This is a genomic window from Frankia sp. CcCS3 (genome assembly GCF_977927575.1).
In genome coordinates this window covers 1-20367 of record NZ_CDWRCL010000050.1, presented here as the reverse complement: position 1 = coordinate 20367, position 20367 = coordinate 1, and the positions used below count along the sequence as shown (strand labels likewise).

Below are 20367 nucleotides of genomic sequence, written 5' to 3'. Positions count from 1 at the left end.
GGCTCCTCCTCCCACAGCCGGCCCAGGATGCCGCCGACGATCTCCTTGTGTACCCGTTCCCGGGGCCCGGGGCCCGGGGTCCGCTGCCCGGGCCGCTGGCACGAGCCCGCCGCCCGGGCCGGCGACGGGGCCGGCCAGCAGCCCCGCGACCCGGCGCAGCTGACCGCGTAGCCGCTCCGCACTCGCCAGGTCCGCCGGCAGACCGACCGGTTCGATGATGGCGGTGAAAAGACGGCGCACGGGGTCCGCGGCCGTGCCCTGTTCGGCGGAGCTTGACCAGTTCGAAGCCCGCAGGCGTTCGTACCGTTCGCGGAGGTGCTCGCGGACGGCGAGCGATCCGGCGCCTGCCGTCGCTGCCGAGGCCGGATCGCCCGGCGCTGCCGGGGCCGTCGAGCGTCCCAGGCCGACGGCATCGGTCGTGGTCGAGAGGGGTGCCGGATCCGGGGGACCCGACGTACCCGAACCACTCGCGGTACCCGAACCACTCGCGGTACCCGGGACGCCCGTACGCCGAGCATCCGCGGTATCCGCGAGGGCGGCCAGGCCGCCGCCGGGCGGCGGCGCGGCGGTCCTCCCGACCCGGTTCTCCACCACCTGCCGGCACCAGGGCTCCGGCCGGCCCGGATCGAACATCTCGTCACCGATCAGGGCCAGCAGATCGCCGATTCCCCGCATCCCACCGCGGCCGTAAAGGTCCACGAGCAGCCGGGCGGCGGTGGCCATGATCGGTGGAGCGTCCGGCCCGCCCCGCGGATCCACGTGGATCGCGGCGGGCTCCCCGTTGCCGGCACACGCCGGTTCGAACGGAACGAACAGGAACCGCGGGCCTGGCTCGTCGGTGTGCCGCGCGCCCGAGGGGACGGCGGTCGCATGCGTGGAGAAGGTCAGCCGGTAGGGCAGAACACCTTCGAGGATCTCCACCAGGGCCCACATCAGCGTGAGCGCCTCATCCGAACCGGTGTGGGCCACCACGAAGGGACGCTCGGCCCGCGACCATGCCAGTACCGCCGCGATGAGCGTGACGAGCCGATCGCGCCGCACCCCCCCGCGCGCCGACTGGCGCAGGGCCCGCTCGCCCGTCCGTCGGCGTGCGGTGAGGTCGCGCAGGTGCAGGGGAGCCAGCCGCGGGACGGTGCGGGAGCTACCCACCACGACCCCACCCGCCGCGTACAACGCGAGCCTCACCCGTTCGGTCAGATAGTCCGCCCGGCCGATCAGGATGTGGGCACGCAGCCGGGCCCGGCTCTCGCCGCCGCGTTCCGGGATCCGGATTCGGTGCACGAGCGCCGCTTCCGGGATGCGGCGCGGATCCCTCGCCGTGAGATGGTCCGGCGTCTCGGGATGATCCGGAGACCGGATGATGTAGGTGAGCGCCGACGGTGGGTGGGGGAGCCGGCTCTCGTCGAGCTCGACCTCGCCGGCGAGAAGCCCGCTCCAGGACCTGGTCACCGTGGAGCCCAGGGAGCTTGCCGCCGGGAGGTGACTCTCGCCGCCCGTCCTGCTCCGGCGCGACCAGGAATAGATCATCTGGTCGAGCCGCGTCGCCTCCGCTGCCCAGCCGGACCGTGCCCTCGGCGTCCCCAGATGATCGATCACGGTAGACACCCGTTCCGCCGGGCCCGACGGCGTCGCTGAACGCGCCAGCCGCGACAAGCGCCGAGGACGACGGATCCGGCGGCGACGCCTTCCCGGGTGTCTTCAAATCCGCTCGCACCCGCCGGTGATACTTCCTTCCGGGGGCCGTAATGCCGGGCCGCGTAATGTTGGTCCCGCACGAAAGTCCTGGTCCTAGCGGGTGGGCATGAGGACAGGAGCCCCCTGGCCGCTCGCTGCTTCTCAGCCAATGGTCGCCCCCCAGACGGTGGTCCCTCAGCCGGGCATTGATCGTGCTGTCCCGGTGAATTATGGCGTGCTGGCGGAAAAATATTCCTGGCACCCGGTAGACGTCCAGAGGAGTCCTGAAAAATCGGCCTTGCGATCGCTGTCGGCCCGTCGGTTGCGATCCTTCCGCGGGGTGTGCCGTCGCTCCCGCCCGAGGAAGGATCGCAACCGGGCCCAAGTCGTACCCCCGACGAAGTTCTGTAGTGCCCGCTGCCGTACCGCCGGTCTACGTGTGCGCGGGGAACTTCCGCGGTCGTCCTTTTTCGCATGGTGGGTCGCCGTTGTAGCCAAGGTGTTGACGTGATGTTATTCGGCTCGTTCATCGCTCCGGATGCGCCCGCCGCCGCGGGCGCGGTTTGTTCGCGGAATTGGTGGGATCCATCGAGCTGATCGGTGCGGGGCCGGTGGTTCCGGCGCCAATAATCCGACGGATCTCACGGCGAGTGACGCTATCCGGAGGGAGGCGGATCTGACGTTGAATACCGTCACACGATGCGATCGGTGAACGGTCTTCGGCCGAGATCGAGGTTGTCATGGCCGTGGCGCGATTCCTGAGCTCCCGGTAGTGCGGGGGAGAACACCTCGGGGACACACCTACGTCTCGCTGGAAGGGCGATCAGAATCGGCCCGCTTCGTACCGTCCGACGGCTTCTCGGTCGGGTGGCCGGTCAGGTGGTGGGCACGGCCGCGTCGGCGCGTGGCCGGACGAGGGTGAACCGGTCGAACGGGACCGGCGTCGGTGCACTGGAGTCGTACACGGTCACCCGGATGCTCGTCGAGCCGCCCGGTTCACCTGGATCCACCTCGAAAGCCGCGAAGGCGTATGGATGCTCCGATGCCCGGAAGGCGAGCCAGGGCGCGTCCTCCCTCGCCCGGGCCGATCGGCGATGCCACCCGCCGGGATCCTGTTCGTGCACGCCGACGATGACCCAGCAGGCGGGTGGATCGAACAGTGCGTGCGCGGACGGCGACGATGATCCTCCGGTCCCCACGAGCAGGTGGACGGTGCCCGCCGAGGTGTCGAGCAGGTCACCGGCCCCGCCGACAGCCGCGGCGCCCACTCCGTCAGCGGTCTTCCGGGCGGGCGTCGTCGCATCGGGGACCGGGCGGGGAGTCCGGGTCGCGCTGTCCGGCACGACCCCGCGCAGCGGATGAGTGCGCTCGTAGTGGTGCTCGTGGCCGCAGAGCACCAGATCCACCTCGTAGGTGTCGAACAACGGCAGCCATTCCTCCCGGATACCGAGGTCGGCGCCGTTGTGCTCCGCCGCGGTCGACACCGCGGCGTGGTGCATGCCGACGACGATCCAGTCGATGCCGGAATCGGCGCGGGCCTGTTTGAGGGTCCGCTCCAACCAGGAGGTCTGCCGGCCGGCGGTGTACCCATGGAGGTAGACCCGCCCGCTGTCCTGATAGCAGACGTCGGCGGCGCTGAGCATGACGAACCGCACGCTGCCGACGGTGAACGCGTACCAGAGCCCGGCGAGGTAGGCCTCCTCGTCGTGCTGGGGAAGGGCGAAGTAGGCCTGGTAGGCGGCTAGCCCCAGCGATCCGTTGCCCCGCTCGGTCTCATGGTTGCCGTTGCAGGGCATCCACGGCCGGAACCGGGCGGAGGAGCTGATCATCGTGAACCAGTCGAACCAGGCGCGAACCGGATCTGTGCGCTGGTTGGCGTACGACAGGTCGCCGTTCGCGAGGTTGAACAGCGGCGCGAGGCGTTCCACTCCGGTCACCACGTGGCGTGACGCGGCCGAGCCGTACGGGTCATGCGGCTCGTCGGTGCCCTGGTCGCCGAAGCAGGTGAAGCTGAAGGCGGCCCGGTGCCGTGGAGCCGTGCGGAACGACCCGTGGGCCAGGCCCCAGCGCCCGTCATGACCCACGTCATAGCGGTAGCCGGTAGCCGGCAGGAGGCCGGACAGGTGCGCATGGTGGGCGAAGACCACCTCGTTCGTCAGGGCGTCCGTGTAGGAACAGGTGAGCGCGGTCACCGAGCCGGTAGACCCGCCATCCGCCGGGCCGAACCGTACCTGGGGCCGTGGGACGGCAGTTCGGGTCAGCCACGAGACGACCATGGACGTGGCGGGATCAGAGCCGAAGGTCAGGTGAACGCCGAGCGCGACGTCGGGACTACCAGTCACCAGCGGAGCTCTCCGTTCGCCGAACCAGCAGTCCGAACCGTCCTCGGGGCGATGAAGTTGTGCCTGTGCTGTGCCGGCAACCGGACCCGATCTCGCCAGGTGCCCCGGCTGGCAAGGTGGTTATCCGGTGGCTGACATTTTCCCATATTCCGTTACCGGTCGCCGACTGAGCGGTGTGACCGAGCGATGTGTGAGAGAACGAACGTGTTCCAACTCTGGAGCGACCAGCCCGGATACGCGGCCGAGACGGCGATGGCCGGCCATCACGCCCGGCCATCACGCCCGGCCATTGCGAGGTCACCGGACCGGCCGCCTCCCGGGAGGCAGCCGGAACTTCCCGAGTGCCTACTCGCTGGACTTGGCCAGATCGACCGGCGGGGCATCGGGCACCTGGTTCGGCTTCACCTCGCCACGGAAGACGAACTTCGCCTCGTCACCATCGCCTTCGACGTCCCCGACGACGATCTCGCCCGGCTTGAGCGTGCCGTACAGGATCTTCTCGGACAGCACGTCCTCGATCTCCCGTTGGATCGTCCGGCGCAGTGGCCGGGCGCCCAGCACCGGGTCGTACCCCTTCTTCGCCAGCAGGGCCTTGGCGACCGACGTCAGCTCGAGAGCCATGTCCTTGTTCTTGAGCTGGGCGTCCACCCGGGCCAGCATCAGATCGACGATCTGGATGATCTCGGCCTCGGACAGCTGGTGGAAGACGATGATGTCGTCGATCCGGTTGAGGAACTCGGGCCGGAAGTGCTGCTTGAGCTCGTCCTGAACCTTCGCCTTCATCCGCTCGTAGTCGACGGCGCCCTGACCGGTGGCGAACCCGATGCCGGGGCCCTTGGAGATGTCCCGGGTGCCCAGGTTCGACGTCATGATCAGAACGGTGTTCTTGAAGTCGACCAGCCGGCCCTGGGAGTCGGTCAGCCGACCGTCCTCCAGGATCTGCAGGAGGGTGTTGAAGACGTCGGGGTGCGCCTTCTCGACCTCGTCGAACAGGACCACCGAGAACGGCTTGCGCCGCACCCGCTCGGTGAGTTGGCCGCCCTCCTCGTAGCCGACGTAGCCGGGCGGGGAACCCACCAGCCGCGAGACGGTGTGCTTCTCCATGTACTCGGACATGTCGAGCTGGATGAGCGCGTCCTCGTCACCGAAGAGGAACTCGGCGAGCGTCTTGGACAGCTCCGTCTTACCGACACCGGACGGGCCGGCGAAGATGAACGAACCGCCGGGGCGCTTGGGGTCCTTCAGCCCGGCACGGGTGCGCCGGATCGCCTGGGAGACGGCCTTGATGGCCTGCTGCTGGCCGATGACGCGCTTGTGTAGCTCGTCCTCCATGCGCAGCAGGCGCGCGGTCTCCTCCTCGGTGAGCTTGAAGACCGGGATGCCCGTCCAGATGGCGAGCACCTCGGCGATCTCCTCGTCGCCCACCTCGGCGACGACGTCCATGTCGCCGGCCTTCCACTCCTTCTCCCGCTTCGCCTTCTCGGAGAGGAGGGTCTTCTCCTTGTCCCGCAGGGACGCGGCCTTCTCGAAGTCCTGCGCGTCGATTGCGGACTCCTTGTCCCGGCGGACGGTGGCGATGCGCTCGTCGAACTCGCGCAGGTCCGGCGGAGCGGTCATCCGACGGATGCGCATCCGCGAACCCGCCTCGTCGATCAGGTCGATCGCCTTGTCGGGCAGGAACCGGTCGGAGATGTAACGGTCGGCCAGGGAGGCGGCCGCCACCAGCGCGGCATCGGTGATCGATACCCGGTGATGCGCCTCGTACCGGTCCCGCAGCCCCTTGAGGATCTCGATCGTGTGCGCCACTGACGGCTCTGCGACCTGGATCGGCTGGAACCGCCGCTCGAGAGCGGCGTCCTTCTCCAAGTGCTTGCGGTACTCGTCGAGCGTAGTCGCGCCGATGGTCTGCAGCTCACCGCGGGCGAGCATGGGCTTGAGGATCGACGCCGCGTCGATGGCACCCTCGGCCGCGCCCGCGCCGACCAGTGTGTGCAGCTCGTCGATGAACAGGATGATGTCGCCGCGGGTCCGGATCTCCTTGAGGACCTTCTTCAGCCGCTCCTCGAAGTCACCGCGGTAGCGGGAACCGGCGACCAGAGCGCCGAGGTCGAGGGTGTAGAGCTGCTTGTCCTTCAGGGTCTCGGGCACCTCGCCCTTGATGATCGCCTGCGCCAGTCCCTCGACCACGGCGGTCTTGCCGACGCCGGGTTCACCGATCAGGACCGGGTTGTTCTTGGTCCGGCGCGACAGCACCTGCATGACGCGCTCGATCTCCTTCTCGCGCCCGATGACCGGGTCGAGCTTGGACTCGCGCGCCGCCGCGGTGAGGTTGCGGCCGAACTGGTCCAGCACCAGGGAGGTGGACGGGGTCCCCTCGGCGGGCGCGCCGGACGTGGCGGTCTCGCCCTTGCCCTGGTAACCGGACAGCAGCTGGATGACCTGCTGGCGCACCCGGTTGAGGTCCGCACCCAGCTTGACGAGCACCTGAGCGGCGACGCCCTCGCCCTCGCGGATCAGGCCCAACAGGATGTGCTCGGTGCCGATGTAGTTGTGACCGAGCTGCAGCGCCTCCCGAAGCGACAGCTCCAGGACCTTCTTCGCGCGCGGCGTGAACGGGATGTGCCCGCTCGGTGCCTGCTGCCCCTGGCCGATGATCTCTTCGACCTGTGACCGCACACCCTCAAGGGAGATGCCGAGGGACTCGAGGGCCTTGGCGGCGACGCCCTCGCCCTCGTGGATCAGGCCGAGCAGGATGTGCTCGGTCCCGATGTAGTTGTGGTTGAGCATCCTGGCCTCTTCTTGGGCCAGGACGACGACCCGACGTGCCCGGTCGGTGAATCTCTCGAACATGTGCGCTCCTTCGAGCTGCGACCGACCACACGACAGCCGGTATCCGCATGCTAGCTCCGCCGAGGCATGTCCTCACGCATCGAACAGAAACCTACCCGCCGGCACCGTCCACATCGTCGTGGGCGGCGGACCGGCGCAAGTACCGGTCCGACCAGCGGAGACGTCTAAGGCAACCGTGGCCGACCAGCCATGACTCCGTCACGTCGTTCCGCCAAGAGCAGAACGACGCCGCCCGCTTCGCGACGTCTCCGGTCGGGCGTACGGTGAGGTGGGACGCGTCAAGCGGTGCGTCCCACTTCGGTGAGCCTCCTCGCCGATGCTACCGACGGTAGTGGATGAGGAGGTGTATCTTGTTGTGATTCAACTCACATGTATATCGTTTTGCGTTGTCAATGTTACTCATTGTCGCCGCCCTGGGGAGTTTCAGCGACAGATCTTGCTTGCATCTTGTGAGTAACTACTTTACGTGCGCATACTCGGGCTGTGCTTCGGGTGATTCTCAGACCGCAAGTCCTCCGTTGCCCTGCGTGTCGACCCAGGCGCGCAGCCGTTCCTCGCGATCCTGGTCACCGGTAAAGGGACACGAGGTGCAGTAGTCGTCACCAAGCCGGTAGGCCAGGCAGCACGACCCACGGCGTATGCCGGTGTACCGCCGGCCGTGGTGGACGAACTCGTGCCAACGGGGCCGGGCCCGCATGGTGGGAGTAGCCCGGGAGAAGAAGGCGTCGGCCTCCACTCGGCCGAGGTGGGGATCGCCGGTCGCGCGCTCGGTCAGCAGGAAGGCGCGGGCGCACTGTGCGGCCACCGCCCCCCACAGCGCCGGAAGGCCGAGCCGGACCCGTCCCCGCAGCTCCTCGACGAACGGTTGGAGATGCGCGAGCACCTCCTCGACCAGGCGACTACGCAACGCGGCGACGTCCCCGACCACATCCCCGACCACGCCGATCCGGGCATTCACCCCGTCTCCGGCGGTGGCGCCCCCCGCGATCGGGTCATCCGCCAGGACGGTCATGGCCGGCCGGTGGAACGCGGTCTGGTCGAACCAGCCGCCGTCGAGGGCGCGTAGGGACATCGTTGCCGGGGTCAGGGCCGGCACCCGGTGCAGGAGGACGAAACAGGCGATGGCCGGGGCGGCGACGTTCGCCGAGTACCAGTTCGCCAGGTAGCTCGCGGCGACCTCCGGGCTGGCGCCGTGTGCGGCGCCCACCCGGGCCAGCGCCTCGGCCACGCCTGCTGGTCCGGTCAGGAAGGCACAGTCGGCCCAGCTCGGGCCGTCCGGCATCCCGAACTGCACACCGCGCGGCTCCAGCACCTCGGCGAGGTCCCGCAGGCTTGCCTCGAACGGTGGTTCGGCGCACTGGACGGTACCCCCGGAGAGTTCCGGCGCCGTCCCCTCGGGGACTACTTCCCTGGAAGGCGCCGCCGGGGACGCCGCCGAGCCGGTGCGGCGTTCGTTCACCGACCGCTTCACTGCCGGGACCGGGAGGTGTGCCGCGGCTGGGCCGGGCGTAGCTGTGCCAGGGTGCAGGATCTCTCGCAGAGTGGCGTGAGCATGAGCATGACTTTAAGTAAGCCTAACTTCATGTCTGGCGTCAACTGGAGCCGCCATCAGTGCTATGCCCACGAGTCATCGGGCCGGCATCATGGGTGGGTCGACATCGCGCGGTTGCCGGGCTGGTCGGCCCGCGTCACCAGCTGTCCGTGGCGAGATGGCGCTGGACGGCCTCGGCGATGGCCTGCTGCCCGTGCATGGTGGGGTGCGCGCTCAGATCACGTGTCGGTCCGAACAGATTGACCGGAGCCACCCACGGGTCCGGTGTGCAGATTTTGTGACCGCGTAGCGCTCGATCCGTCGAGACGAACTCCACTCTCGTATCCGACGCGGCTTTTCTGATGACCTGGTCGAGCTGTCTGTTCAGCCTCGTCAGCTGTCGACGTTCCCTGTTGGTCAGCCAGGTACAGATGTTGTTGAGCTGGTTGCCCGGAAATATGTAGGGATAGCCGACCACGATGATCCGCGAATGCGGGGCGGCGGCCTTCACCGCCGCGTAGTTGGTGCTCAGGACACCCGGAAGTTCCTTGGTGACAAGATCGCGCTCGCGGCGGTCGTTGCCATCCCAGAAGCATCTCCACGCATAACAACTGAAGATGACTTTGCCGAATCCGGCATCGTTGCCGCCGATGGTGATGGTGACGACGTCTGGGGCCCGGCCCAGTGCACGTAGCTGGGCCAGCTGGGGTTTCTCGCCCTTGAACGACTCGTGTAGGGCGCCGGTGGTGGCTCCGGAACACGCGGCGAACAGCGAGACGGTGACCCCCGATCCCATACCGCCCAGCAGTCGTGGCCAGGCCTGGCTGCTCCGCCGGCACTGGGGGGCCAGCGAGTCGAAGGGAGGATTGCCCTCCCCCGAGGAGTAGGAGTCGCCCAGCACGGCCAGGGTACGGGGCTGCGGACCGGCCGAAGCCGGATCACCCCAACCGTACGTAATCGGAACCGCGGCGAACAGGAATGCTGCCATCGCGGTGACAAGAAAGGGATGAGTGAAGTATCCGCTGCCGGGATGTGACGATACGCCGGGCTGTGTTCCCGAGCTTCGGTCCCGCATGGCACGGAATCGTAACCGAGTCGCGGGAGGACGGTCCGTCGAACCCGGCGGCTGTCGCTCGGCAGAGTCGGTTGCCTAATCCGCTGGACCGGTCGAAGCCCCGGAGATGCGCGATCGTCGTAATTATCCTGGTCGCCGTAATGCAGCCCGAACGAGCCTGAACGAGCCCGGTCGGGATCGGATCAGATATTCTTCTCGAAGACGAGACGCAGGCCGATGAGTGTCAGATGGGGCTCGTGGCGGTCAAGGGTCTCACTTTCCTTGATGACCACGGACGCGAGACCCCCGGTGGCGATCGTCACCGCATCCGTCCCGAGCTCGGCCCGGATGCGGCGTACCAGGCCGTCCACCTGACCGGCGACGCCGTAGATCATGCCGGACTGGAGTGCCTCGACCGTGCTCTTGCCGATGACGGAACGTGGCGCGACCAGTTCCACCTTACGGAGCTGGGCCGCCCGGGACGCGAGTGCGTCCAGCGCGATCTCGATGCCCGGTGCGAAGATTCCGCCGATGAACTCGCCGCGTGCCGAGACGATGTCCAGGTTCGTCGAGGTGCCGAAGTCGACGACGATCGCCGGCCCGCCGTAGAGGTGGTGCGCGGCGAGCGTGTTCATGATGCGGTCCGCGCCGGCTTCCTTCGGATTGTCGATGAGGATGGGAACCCCGGTCCGCGTCCCCGGTTCGACGATGACGACCGGAATGTCGTGAAAGGCCCGGACCGCCATCCGGCGCAGGGCTCGAAGCGCGGCGGGAACGGTCGAGCAGATCGAGACACCGGTGACCTTGTACTCGCCGAGCAGGCCGCGGTAGAGCAGCACCAGTTCGTCCGCGGTCGCCTGCGGGTCGGTGCGCACCCGCCAGGAGCCGGCGAGGTGTTCACCCTCGAACACGCCGACGACGGTGTTGGTGTTACCGACGTCGATGGCGAGCAGCATCAGGATTCCTCCACGATCAGACCCTCGATCGGTGGGCCCGCGGTGGCCGATCCCGGGCGATGATCGGGATCCAGGGCGAGATCGAGGCCGAGGTCGAGAGCGGGCGCCGAATGGGTCAGGGCGCCGACGGCGAGATAGTCGACGCCGACGGCTGCCACCGCCGCCGCCGTTCGCAGGGTCAGGCCGCCGCTTGCCTCGAGCCGCACCCCGGCCGGACGGGCGAGCTGGACCGCGGTCCGCAGGTCCGCCAGCGACATATTGTCGCAGAGGATGAGATCACATCCGGCATCGACGGCCTCCGCGACCTGGTCGACGGTGTCGCATTCGACCTCGACGGGCAGCCCGGGGAACCGGGCCTGCACCGCGGCGAACGCCGCCGCCACGCCACCCGCCGCGACCACGTGGTTGTCCTTGATCAGGGCTGCGTCCGTCAGCGACATGCGGTGGTTCACCCCGCCCCCGCAGCGCACCGCGTACTTCTCCAGCGCGCGCAGGCCGGGTAGCGTCTTGCGGGTGTCGCGGATCACCGCACCGGTGCCGGTGACCGCGTCGACCCAGGCCCGCGTCAGGGTGGCGATCCCGGACAGGTGGCACAGCAGGTTCAGCGCGGTGCGTTCGGCGGTGAGCAGGCCGCGGACCGGCCCGTTGACGTAGGCCACCGTGGTGCCCGGCGGGACAGGGTCGCCGTCGCGAGCGGTCAGGGTGACGGTCGCGGCCGGCCCGAGCAGGCTTTCGAAGACGGCGGCGGCGACCGGCAGGCCGGCGACGACGCCCGCGGCCCGCGAGACGATGGCGCCGTGCCCGACGAGGGCGGGGTCGACCGTCGCCTCGGAGGTCGCGTCGACCGCGCCGATCTGGCCGGTCACCTCGTTCTCCTCCCAGACCGGGAGGTCCTCCACGAGCGCGCGGCCGACCAGGGCCACCACCCCGTCCGGGTCGAGGCCGGCCGAGGCGAGGGCACTGCGGGTGGCGGGCGAGAGCCGTCCGCCGGGCACGCCGGCGGAACCGCTCACCGCGAGCCGCGCATGGGCTCGACGTCCACGATCAGTTCCCCTTCTGGATCGAGCCGGGTGAGGATCCGGCCGAGCCAGTGTTCGTCGTCCCGCTCACCGAAGTCCTCCCGCCAATGGGACCCGCGGGTCTCCGTCCGGATGGCGGCGGCGGCGGCGAGGGCCGTCGCAACCGTGCGCAGGTTGGTCATCTCCCAGGCCGGCGGCCCGGCCGTGACCGTCGCCCCGCTGACCCGCAGGTCCCCGAGACCGGCCAGTACCTTCGCCGTCGCCCGCAGGCTGTCCGCGCTGCGCAGCACCCCGGCACCGTCGGTCATCGCGCGCGCGAGCTCCGCGCGTTCGGCGGGGTCGGTCAGACCACTGCCGCGACCGACCACCGGCGCGGCGGGGATGGCGGCGCCGCGCTGGCCGCCGTGCCGGCCGCCGGGCGCGGTGCCGGCTAGGTGCTCCGCGATGCGTGCGGCGAAGACCAGCCCCTCCAGCAGGCTGTTCGACGCGAGCCGGTTGGCGCCGTGCACCCCTGTGCAGGCCACCTCCCCGCAGGCGTACAGGCCGGCCACGCTCGTGCGGCCCCACAGGTCCGTGCGCACTCCGCCGCTGGCGTAGTGGGCGGCCGGCGCGACGGGGATCGGCCTGGCGACCGGATCGATGCCGGCGGACCGGCAGCGCGCGGTGATCGAGGGGAACCGCCGCTCGATGGTCGCCGCGCCCAGCCTCCGGGCGTCCAGGAACAGGTGATCGACCCCCTGGGCCGCCATGACCCGCGACATCTGCTTGGCGACGACGTCGCGCGGCGCGAGGTCGGCCAGCCGGTGGACGCCCGCCATCACCCGCTCGCCGGCCGCGTCGACGAGAACGGCACCCTCCCCCCGCATGGCCTCGCTGACCAGCGGCTGCTGGCCCCCGAGCAGGTCGGCGACGGCGCCCGGCCTGGACGGGGGCAGCCACAGGGCGGTCGGGTGGAACTGGACGAACTCCAGGTCCGCGACGACGGCGCCCGCGCGCAGAGCCAGCGCCACCCCGTCCCCGGTGGAGACGCCGGGATTGGTCGTCGACGCGAAGATCTGCCCCATCCCGCCGGTCGCCAGGACCACCGCGCCCGCCGTCACCGCGCCGACGCCGTCCCGGCTGCCCTCCCCCAGCACGTGCAGGGTGGCGCCGGCGGCCCGACTGTCGGAGTCGAGCAGCAGGTCGAGGACCAGTGCGTGTTCGATGACCTCGACGCTCTCATCCGCCCGGACGGCGGTGATCAGGGCGCGTTCCACCTCCAGGCCGGTGGCGTCCCCACCCGCATGGATGATGCGGTTGCGTAGATGGCCGCCCTCCCGGGTGAGGGCGAACGAGCCGTCGGTGGTCCGATCGAACCGGGCGCCGAGCTCGGCGAGCTCACGTACCCGCGCCGGTCCGTCGCGGACCAGTACTCGGGCTGCGTCCTCGTCGCACAGCCCGACGCCGGCGACCAGGGTGTCGGAGAGATGATCTTCGGGCGAGTCCTCCGCGGCGAGCGCGGCGGCGATCCCACCCTGCGCCCACCGGGTCGACCCGGCGTCGAGGCGTGCCTTGGTCACCAGCAGCACCCGGGCGGCGGGCAGCGCCCGGCGCAGGTGCAGGACCGTCGTGAGCCCGGCGATGCCCGAACCGATGACGACGACGTCCGCGGCGCGCAGCCATCCCGGGCGGGGCGCGCCGAGCCGGCAAGGTAGCACGGTCACTGCGTAGCCACGGCCGATCGGACCGCCGCCGCGGCCGCAGGTACCGGGATGCCGATCGGGATGTCGCCACGCAGGCTCGACGGGTCGCCGGGGAGCGGTTCGGCCGGGTCGTCGCCGTGCCCGATGATCCGGTTTGCCGCGTCGACGAACAGCACCTTCGGGACGTGCCGGCGCGCCTCGGTGTCGTCCATGAGCCCGTACGCAATGATGATCACCAGATCGCCCGGCTGGACCAGGCGCGCCGCGGCACCGTTGATACCGATGATCCCGCTTCCCGCCGGTCCCGCGATGGCGTACGTCTCCAGCCGGGCGCCGTTGTTGATGTCGACGATCGTGACCTGCTCGCCGGGCAGCAGGTCGGCGGCGGCCAGCAGGTCCGCGTCGATCGTCACGGAGCCCACATAGTGCAGATCGGCCTGGGTGACCGTGGCACGGTGGATCTTGGCGGTGAGCATGGTGCGCAACACGGTCAGGCTCCCGGGTGATCGCGGTCGGCGGGACGGTCCGGTCGGGGGGTGAGGGCGGGAGACCCGGCGGATGCCGGAGACCCAGTGGGGGCCGGCGCCGGGGATTCCGGAGGCAGGACGAGGTCGATGTTGTCGATCAGGCGGGTGGTGCCCACCCGGGCAGCGACGAGCAGCAGGGTGGGACCGCTCCGGATCGGACGCAGATCGTCGGGGCTGGCCAGGGCGAGGTAGTCCACGTCCACCCCGTCCGCGGCGGCCAGAACCTTCCGCGCGGTCGCGAGCACGGCGTCCTGCCCGCCCGCCTGGGCCCGGGCCCCGGCGGCGAGCGCCCGGGACAGGGCGAGCGCGCTGCGCCGCTGCTCGGGGGTCAGATAGACGTTCCGGCTCGACAGCGCGAGGCCGTCGGGCTCGCGCACGGTCTCCACACCGATCACGGTGACGTCGAAGGCGAGGTCCGCGACCATCCGGCGGATGCAGACCAGCTGCTGGGCGTCCTTGCGCCCGAAGAACGCCAGGTCCGGACGGACCAGGTGGAGCATGGTCCCCACCAGGGTCAGCATCCCATCGAAATGGCCCGGACGGGCTGCGCCTTCGAGTAGCTCACCGAGCGGCCCGGCCTGCAACCGGACGAGCGGCGGCGAGTCGTGGATCATCCGGGGGGCGAAGACGAGGTCGACCCCCTCCCGCGCGCACACGTCGAGATCGGCGGCCAGGGTGCACGGGTACCGGTCGAGATCCTCACCCGCGCCGAATTGCAGCGGATTAACGTAGATCGTGGCAACCACCTGGTCCGCCTGGGCCCGGGCGGCGCGCAGCAGCGAGGCGTGGCCCTCGTGCAGCGCTCCCATTGTCATGACGACGGCCCTGGTCGGGCGCGCGTGGGTCGGGCGCGCGTGCCCGGCTGCCGCCCGCGCGGGCGCGTCGTCCGGCGCAGGCAGACCGGCCTCACTCTGCCGGGCGATGGTGGCCTGCCGGTCGAGCGCGGCGAGCGCGGCGCGCAGCTCGGCCCGGTCTCTGGCCAGGACGGGACTGCCCGAGCCGGGGAGCGTGCTGGGCCGGACGGAGGGGGCAATGCTCCTAGCGGAGGGGGCCGTGGCGGTGGCCGCCTGATCGCGGGATCCCGTCGATGGGCGGTCGGGCGTGGTGGAGAAAACAGCAGTCATGATCCGTTCCAGTCCTCGGATGGGGTACCGGACGTCGTTGGCAACTGTAACTCGGCTGCAATGGTTGCTGCCCTCCTCTGTGAGCTGGGCTTCGTTCGGGCGATCGTCCCGAACGAAGCCCTCTGCTCACTCCGGAAGGTGCAATTTGTTGTTTTGTGGCGTTATATGATACTTCGCTGGGGCGGCGAGCCCACCGGAGTTCAGGCCCCGGTGTGCGCGGGCTCGGCCCGCTCAGGGGCCTCGGCCTCCTGGGGGGAAGAGGGCGTGGAGGCTCCTGGACGGGTGTGCTGCGCGACGTAGGTGCCGGCGGCGATCGCCGCCGCGACCGGCCATTCGATGATCGAGGCCGCGGCGAGCCCGCCGAGCCCCAGGTAGTAGGTGCCCTTGCCCAGCGACGGCCACTGCGTGCTCGTACCTCGTCCAACCTCGAACCGCGACGTGAGCAGCGGTAGCCGGACCGTGAAGGTGTATGTGCCCGGCGACCGCTTGGGGCCCGTGGGCGGGGCCGGCTGCTGCTGGTCCCGCTCAGGGGCAGAGGTGTCCGTGTCCTCCCGGTGCGGCTGTGGCCGTGCCCGTGGCGGAGTGTCCGTCTTCGTGGCCATGGCAGCTCACCTCTCTCGATATCTCGATCTCCTTCTAGGAGAGAACCTAAGATGAACTTATAGTATCCAGAAGATAACTTCTCGTGCTGTTCGCGGTGTGAGCGCGGTCAGGCGGTGGACAGGTAGTCCTTGAAGGAGATGCCGGTCAGTCGCTCGTAGGCCTCCACGTAACGGGCCTGGGTCGCCTCGACGACGTCCGCGGGCAGCTCCGGCCCCGGCGCGGTCCTGTCCCAGCCGGTACTCGTCAGATAGTCGCGGATGTACTGCTTGTCGAAGGACGGCTGGGAGGCTCCGGGCCGCCAGGTGTCCTCCGGCCAGAACCGGGACGAGTCCGGGGTCAGGACCTCGTCGGCGAGCCGCAGCGTGCCCTGGGTGTCATGACCGAACTCGAACTTGGTGTCAGCGAGCAGGATGCCGCGCTCGGCTGCGAGGACACTGGCCCGGCCGAAGATCTGCAGGGTCAGCCGCTCGAGCTCGGCGGCGAGCTCGGTGCCGATCCGGCCGGCCGCGTCGGCCCGACTGATGTTCTCGTCGTGCTCACCGATCGGCGCCTTCGTGGACGGCGTGTAGATCGGTGCCGGCAGCTTGCTGCCGTCCACCAGCCCGGTGGGCAGGGGATGCCCGCTGACCGCGCCGGTGCGCTGGTAGTCCTTCAGCCCGCTGCCGGTCAGATAACCACGGGCGACGCACTCGATCTGCACCATGTTCAGGCGTCGGCACAGCATCGACCGGCCGCGCAGCTGCTCCCTATACGGAGCGAGCTCGGCCGGGTACTCATCGGCGTTCGAACTGACGACGTGGGACGGGACCAGGTCGGCGAGCTGGTCGAACCACCACAGCGAAAGCCCGGTGAGAACGGCTCCCTTGTCGGGAATTTCGGTCGGTAGGACCACGTCGAACGCCGAGATGCGGTCGCTGGCGACCAGCAGCACGGCGTCGTCCCCGACCGCGAACAGCTCCCGGACCTTGCCCGAACCCAGGTGGGTGAGCCCGGCGAACTCCTCATGTGTCAGCGGCATACACCGACCGTACCCAGGGAGAACAACAGCACCTGCGGGGCGGGGTCCCGCGCCATGCCTGCGCCGCTGTGCGGCGGGTCAGGCGCGGGGGCGCGCGGGTCAGGTGAGGGCCGTCAAGGCGTCGAAGACCGGGCCGAGGCGCTTGGTGTAGCGCTCGGGCCGGCTCACCTCGTCGAGCCTGGCCTCGTCCAGGGCCAGGCCGCGGTCGCCGGCGTGCTTGCGCAGCGTCTCCCGGAACGGCACGCCGGTCTGCCAGGTCTCCATCGCCGCCGCCTGGGTGACGGCGTAGGCGTCCTCGCGGGACAGCCCCGTCTCGACGAGTTCGAGCAGCACCGCCGAGGTGTAGACCAGCCCGCCCGTGGCATCGAGGTTCGCCCGCATCCGTGCGGTGTCCACGACCAGCCCGGTGACCAGCCGGGTCGTCAGGTGCAGCAGGTAGTCGACGCCGGTGGCGGCGTCCGGCAGCGCGATGCGCTCGGTGGAGGAGTGGGAGATGTCGCGCTCGTGCCACAGCGGGACGCCCTCCAGCACCGGGACGTACTGCGCCCGGACGATCCGGGCGAGCCCGGCGATGCGCTCCGACATGATCGGGTTCTTCTTGTGGGGCATCGCGGAGGAGCCCTTCTGCCCGGAGCCGAACGGCTCGGACAGCTCCCGGACCTCCGTGCGCTGGCCGTGCCGGACCTCCAGGGCGACCGCCTCGCAGACGGTCGCGAGCCCGGCCAGCGCCGCGACCCAGGAGGCGATGCCGTCGCGCAGCACGACCTGGGTGGCCACCGGGGCCGCGGTGAGGCCCAGCTTGTCGGCCACATAGGCCTCGACGTCGGGGCCGATGTTGGAGTACGTCCCGACCGCGCCGGAGATCTTGGCGACGGCCACGTCCGCGCGGGCCGCGCGCAGCCGGTCGCGGCAGCGGGCGAGCCCGAACGCCAGGTCCGCGACGCGGTGCCCGAACACCGTCGGCTCGCCGTGGATGCCGTGCGTCCGGCCGACCCGCAGGGTGTTCCGGTGGGCTAGGCCGAGGTCGCGCAGCGCGGCGACGAGGGTGTCCGCCCGGGCGAGCAGCAGGTCGGTCGACTCGACCAGCTGCAGCGCGAGCGCCGTGTCGAGCAGGTCTGAGGAGGTCATGCCGAAGTGCGCGTAGGCAGCGGCGGACCGGGGTTCGGTGCGGTCGGCCCAAGCGGTCAGGAAGGCGATGACGTCATGCTGGGTGACGGCCTCCACCTCGGCAACGGCCTCGGGCGTCGGAGCGGGGGCGGCCCGGACCGGCTCGACGGAATCGGCGGGGATGCGGCCCGCGGCGGCGTGCGCCTCCATGACCAGCACCTCGACGCGACACCACAGCTCGTACTTGTGCGCCTCCGACCACACCCGGCCCATCTCCGCCAGGGTGTAACGGCCGATCATGACTGGCTGCCGGCCGCGGCCGCCGCGCTCAGCCCGTCCGCCGCGGCCTGCTCGAACTCGTCCTTGAACGCGGCCAGCTTCAGCCCCAGATCGGGATCGGCCAGCGCCAGGATCTGGATCGCCAGGATCGCCGCGTTCGTCGAGTTGTTCAGGCCCACGGTCGCGACCGGGACGCCCGGCGGCATCTGCACGATGGCGAGCAGCGAGTCCATGCCGTCCAGCGCCCCGCCGGAGATCGGCACGCCGATTACCGGCAGCGTGGTGAGGGCCGCGATGGTGCCGGGCAGCGCAGCGGCCAGGCCTGCCCCGGCGATGACCACCGAGATGTCGCGGGCCCGCAGCTGACCCACGTAGTCGGCGAGGGTGCGCGGCGCGCGGTGCGCCGACAGCGACACCTGCTCGTAGGGCACACCGAAGCGTTCCAGGGTGGCGCCGGCCTTGCTCATGGTCTGGGTGTCCGACGGTGATCCGAAGACGATCGCCACCTGGGGATGGCCCGGCCCGGGGGTGCTCTGCGACACGGTCTACTCCTTCTTTTTCTTTCTATGTCTTGCGGGATCCTCGCCGGACGCGACGTCCGCTCGACGGACGTCGGCCGCGTGGCGCATCCGGGACGGATCTCCGATGTCGGTGCGGTAATGGGCGCCGGGCAGCGAGATGCGGCTGACAGCCTCGTAGGCCGATCCTCGCGCGGACTCCAGGTTGGAGCCGATGGCCGTAACGGACAGCACACGGCCGCCGGCCGAGACGACCCGGCCATCCGGCTCCCTCCGGGTACCGGCGTGCAGGACGTCGACGCCGGCCAGTGCACCGGCGGCGGCGAGCCCGCGGATCGGGTCGCCGAGCCTGGGTGCTGCCGGATAGCCGTGCGCGGCGACGACGACGCTGATCGCCGCGCCGGAGCGCCACACCGGTGCCCGCCGGCCGGAGAGCACGTCCGTCAACGGCGTCGTGAGCAGGGCGAGGATGGCCTGCACCTCGGGGTCACCGAAGCGCACGTTGAACTCCACTACCCGCGGGCCGCGGGTGGTCAGCGCGAGCCCGGCGTAGAGCAGGCCGGTGAACGGGGTGCCGCGCCGGGCCATCTCGGCCACTGTCGGCCGGATCACCGTGGCGACGATCTCCGCCGGCAGGCCGTGCGAGGCCCAGGGCAGCGGGGTGTACGCGCCCATCCCCCCGGTGTTCGGGCCGGTGTCGCCGTCGCCGACCCGTTTGTGGTCCTGCGCCGGCAGCAGCGGGAGGACCGCGCCGGACTCGGTCACCACGGCGAACAGGGAGACCTCGGGCCCGTCGAGGTACTCCTCGAGGACAACCCGGTCGTCCGGTCCGCGCAGGCTCGCGCGGACCGCGGCGACGGCCGCGTCGCGATCCTCGGTTACCGTGACGCCCTTGCCGGCGGCGAGCCCGTCGTACTTCACCACGTACGGCGGGCCGAAGACGTCCAGGTCGGCCAGGGCGGGCTCGATCTCGGTGTGGTCGCGAGAGGCCGCCGTGGGCACCCCGGCGGCGCGCATGACCTCCTTGGCGAACGCCTTGCTGCCCTCTAGCCGGGCCGCGGCCGCGCTCGGGCCGAAGACCGCGAGGCCGCGGGCGCGTAGCTCGTCGGCGGCCCCGGCTACCAACGGCATCTCCGGACCGATAACGGTGAGGTCCGCGCCGACCGCCTCGGCAAGGTCGGCGACGGCGTCCGGGTCGGCGACGGCGAGCGGGCGGGGATCGGCGAGCTCGGCGGTCCCGGCGTTTCCGGGCGCGCAGATCAGCGAGCCGACCCGGGGATCGCGGGCGAGCGCCCGGCACAGCGCGTGTTCACGGCCGCCGGAGCCGACAACAAGAACCTTCATCAGTTCACCTCGCGACGCAAGCAGCGGCCCGGTGCGCGGCGGCGGATTCCCGGTAATGCCGGCGGACCGGGCCGCGTCGCCGCCACGGCCGTGCGCGGGGGACGTGGGGGTCGGTGGAGGCCGTCACCGGTTGTCCCCGGCGCGCGGCGCCGGGACGGAGATCCGGACCGGGCGCGGGTGCCGTCGCGAACCGGCGAACCCCGCCTGGGGCATCGCGTCGTCGCAGTTCGGTCGGGTCACAGTTCCACAGTAGCGGGTGTGCTGATCATCGTGCGCGTCGTGCCCGGTCGGTGCCGGTGACTCCCGGCCGGTCACCCGGGACGATCCGCGCTGAGCGGCTACAGCCCGACGCCCGACCGCCAGAGCAGGTGGGCCATGCCGTGCACCAGGTGCAGCGCGCAGCGGCGTGCGTCCACCTCGGCCATGCCCGCGACGATGGCGGCGGCGTCGACCGGCCAGACCCGGACCTCCCGGCCGAGCACGGTCAGCGGGGCGGGATCGTCGCGGCCCTCGAAGGCGCGCCCACCCGGTTCGACGAACAGGTGCAGCGACCGCCCTGCGGCCGGGAAGTTCTCGCAGCGCCAGTACAGCAGCGGCCACGCCTGCAGCCGTTCCCGCCGTCCCGGCCAACGCCGGCGGCGACCGGGGTCGACGGCCGCCTCGCCCGGGTCCGCCCGATCTGCCCGGGCTGCCGGGTCCGTGGCCGCCCGTGTCGCCCCGCCCTCGCTCAGGTCCGGCG

Annotated in this window: 14 protein-coding genes and 2 pseudogenes; all 16 read right to left on the bottom strand. The window is 70.6% G+C overall.

The annotated features are described in order from the left end of the window. Positions 1–1605 (bottom strand): annotated as a pseudogene (locus AC08OQ_RS07165) (hypothetical protein); the annotation flags it as partial. A gap of 944 nt (positions 1606–2549) precedes the next feature. Beyond that, positions 2550–4016 carry a purple acid phosphatase family protein gene (locus AC08OQ_RS07160; protein WP_476601893.1) on the bottom strand — a complete coding sequence of 489 codons (1467 nt, stop codon included), beginning with the start codon at positions 4014–4016 and terminating at the stop codon, positions 2550–2552. Between the two features lie 345 nt (positions 4017–4361). Next, positions 4362–6866: an ATP-dependent Clp protease ATP-binding subunit gene (locus tag AC08OQ_RS07155; protein WP_476611957.1), complete on the bottom strand. Its 2505-nt coding sequence runs from the start codon at positions 6864–6866 to the stop codon at positions 4362–4364. A gap of 499 nt (positions 6867–7365) precedes the next feature. Next, positions 7366–8325: a (2Fe-2S)-binding protein gene (locus AC08OQ_RS07150; protein ID WP_462202848.1), complete on the bottom strand. Its 960-nt coding sequence runs from the start codon at positions 8323–8325 to the stop codon at positions 7366–7368. 229 nt (positions 8326–8554) lie between these two features. After that, the gene (locus AC08OQ_RS07145) at positions 8555–9472 is read right to left on the bottom strand and encodes an SGNH/GDSL hydrolase family protein (RefSeq protein ID WP_476604830.1); all 918 of its coding nucleotides are present in this window, start codon (positions 9470–9472) and stop codon (positions 8555–8557) included. A 182-nt stretch (positions 9473–9654) separates the two neighbouring features. Then, positions 9655–10407: a type III pantothenate kinase gene (locus tag AC08OQ_RS07140; RefSeq protein ID WP_476600501.1), complete on the bottom strand. Its 753-nt coding sequence runs from the start codon at positions 10405–10407 to the stop codon at positions 9655–9657. Further along, on the bottom strand, positions 10407–11420 hold the full coding sequence (nadC, locus tag AC08OQ_RS07135) for a carboxylating nicotinate-nucleotide diphosphorylase (protein WP_476600499.1): 1014 nt from the start codon (positions 11418–11420) through the stop codon (positions 10407–10409). The genes AC08OQ_RS07140 and nadC overlap by 1 nt, the downstream gene beginning before the upstream one ends. After that, on the bottom strand, positions 11417–13129 hold the full coding sequence (locus tag AC08OQ_RS07130; protein ID WP_476600497.1) for an L-aspartate oxidase: 1713 nt from the start codon (positions 13127–13129) through the stop codon (positions 11417–11419). The genes nadC and AC08OQ_RS07130 overlap by 4 nt, the downstream gene beginning before the upstream one ends. After that, positions 13126–13596, bottom strand: coding sequence for an aspartate 1-decarboxylase (gene panD / locus AC08OQ_RS07125; protein WP_476600495.1), 471 nt, complete (start codon positions 13594–13596; stop codon positions 13126–13128). The genes AC08OQ_RS07130 and panD overlap by 4 nt, the downstream gene beginning before the upstream one ends. A gap of 2 nt (positions 13597–13598) precedes the next feature. Next, a complete protein-coding gene (gene panC / locus AC08OQ_RS07120) occupies positions 13599–14759 on the bottom strand; it encodes a pantoate--beta-alanine ligase (RefSeq protein WP_476600493.1) in 1161 nt (386 codons plus the stop codon). Between the two features lie 200 nt (positions 14760–14959). Then, positions 14960–15361, bottom strand: coding sequence for a hypothetical protein (locus tag AC08OQ_RS07115; protein ID WP_476600491.1), 402 nt, complete (start codon positions 15359–15361; stop codon positions 14960–14962). A 107-nt stretch (positions 15362–15468) separates the two neighbouring features. Beyond that, on the bottom strand, positions 15469–16380 hold the full coding sequence (locus AC08OQ_RS07110; protein ID WP_462186410.1) for a phosphoribosylaminoimidazolesuccinocarboxamide synthase: 912 nt from the start codon (positions 16378–16380) through the stop codon (positions 15469–15471). Between the two features lie 99 nt (positions 16381–16479). Beyond that, positions 16480–17787, bottom strand: a complete 1308-nt coding sequence (gene purB / locus AC08OQ_RS07105) for an adenylosuccinate lyase (protein WP_476600489.1) — start codon at positions 17785–17787, stop codon at positions 16480–16482. Beyond that, positions 17784–18308, bottom strand: a complete 525-nt coding sequence (gene purE / locus AC08OQ_RS07100; RefSeq protein ID WP_462186408.1) for a 5-(carboxyamino)imidazole ribonucleotide mutase — start codon at positions 18306–18308, stop codon at positions 17784–17786. The genes purB and purE overlap by 4 nt, the downstream gene beginning before the upstream one ends. 3 nt (positions 18309–18311) lie before the next feature. Next, complete coding sequence (gene purD / locus AC08OQ_RS07095; RefSeq protein ID WP_476600484.1) at positions 18312–19628, bottom strand: phosphoribosylamine--glycine ligase; 1317 nt, start codon at positions 19626–19628, stop codon at positions 18312–18314. 338 nt (positions 19629–19966) lie between these two features. Further along, positions 19967–20367, bottom strand: a pseudogene (locus AC08OQ_RS07090) (hypothetical protein); the annotation flags it as partial.

What these genes read in the sequence shown, in the direction of transcription:
- AC08OQ_RS07155 (WP_476611957.1), bottom strand. Translation starts at nt 6,866, where the DNA reads ATGTTCGAGAGATTCACCGACCGGGCACGTCGGGTCGTCGTCCTGGCC.
- AC08OQ_RS07145 (WP_476604830.1), bottom strand. Translation starts at nt 9,472, where the DNA reads ATGCGGGACCGAAGCTCGGGAACACAGCCCGGCGTATCGTCACATCCC.
- AC08OQ_RS07140 (WP_476600501.1), bottom strand. Translation starts at nt 10,407, where the DNA reads ATGCTGCTCGCCATCGACGTCGGTAACACCAACACCGTCGTCGGCGTG.
- panC (WP_476600493.1), bottom strand. Translation starts at nt 14,759, where the DNA reads ATGACTGCTGTTTTCTCCACCACGCCCGACCGCCCATCGACGGGATCC.
- AC08OQ_RS07115 (WP_476600491.1), bottom strand. Translation starts at nt 15,361, where the DNA reads ATGGCCACGAAGACGGACACTCCGCCACGGGCACGGCCACAGCCGCAC.
- AC08OQ_RS07110 (WP_462186410.1), bottom strand. Translation starts at nt 16,380, where the DNA reads ATGCCGCTGACACATGAGGAGTTCGCCGGGCTCACCCACCTGGGTTCG.
- purB (WP_476600489.1), bottom strand. Translation starts at nt 17,787, where the DNA reads ATGATCGGCCGTTACACCCTGGCGGAGATGGGCCGGGTGTGGTCGGAG.
- purD (WP_476600484.1), bottom strand. Translation starts at nt 19,628, where the DNA reads ATGAAGGTTCTTGTTGTCGGCTCCGGCGGCCGTGAACACGCGCTGTGC.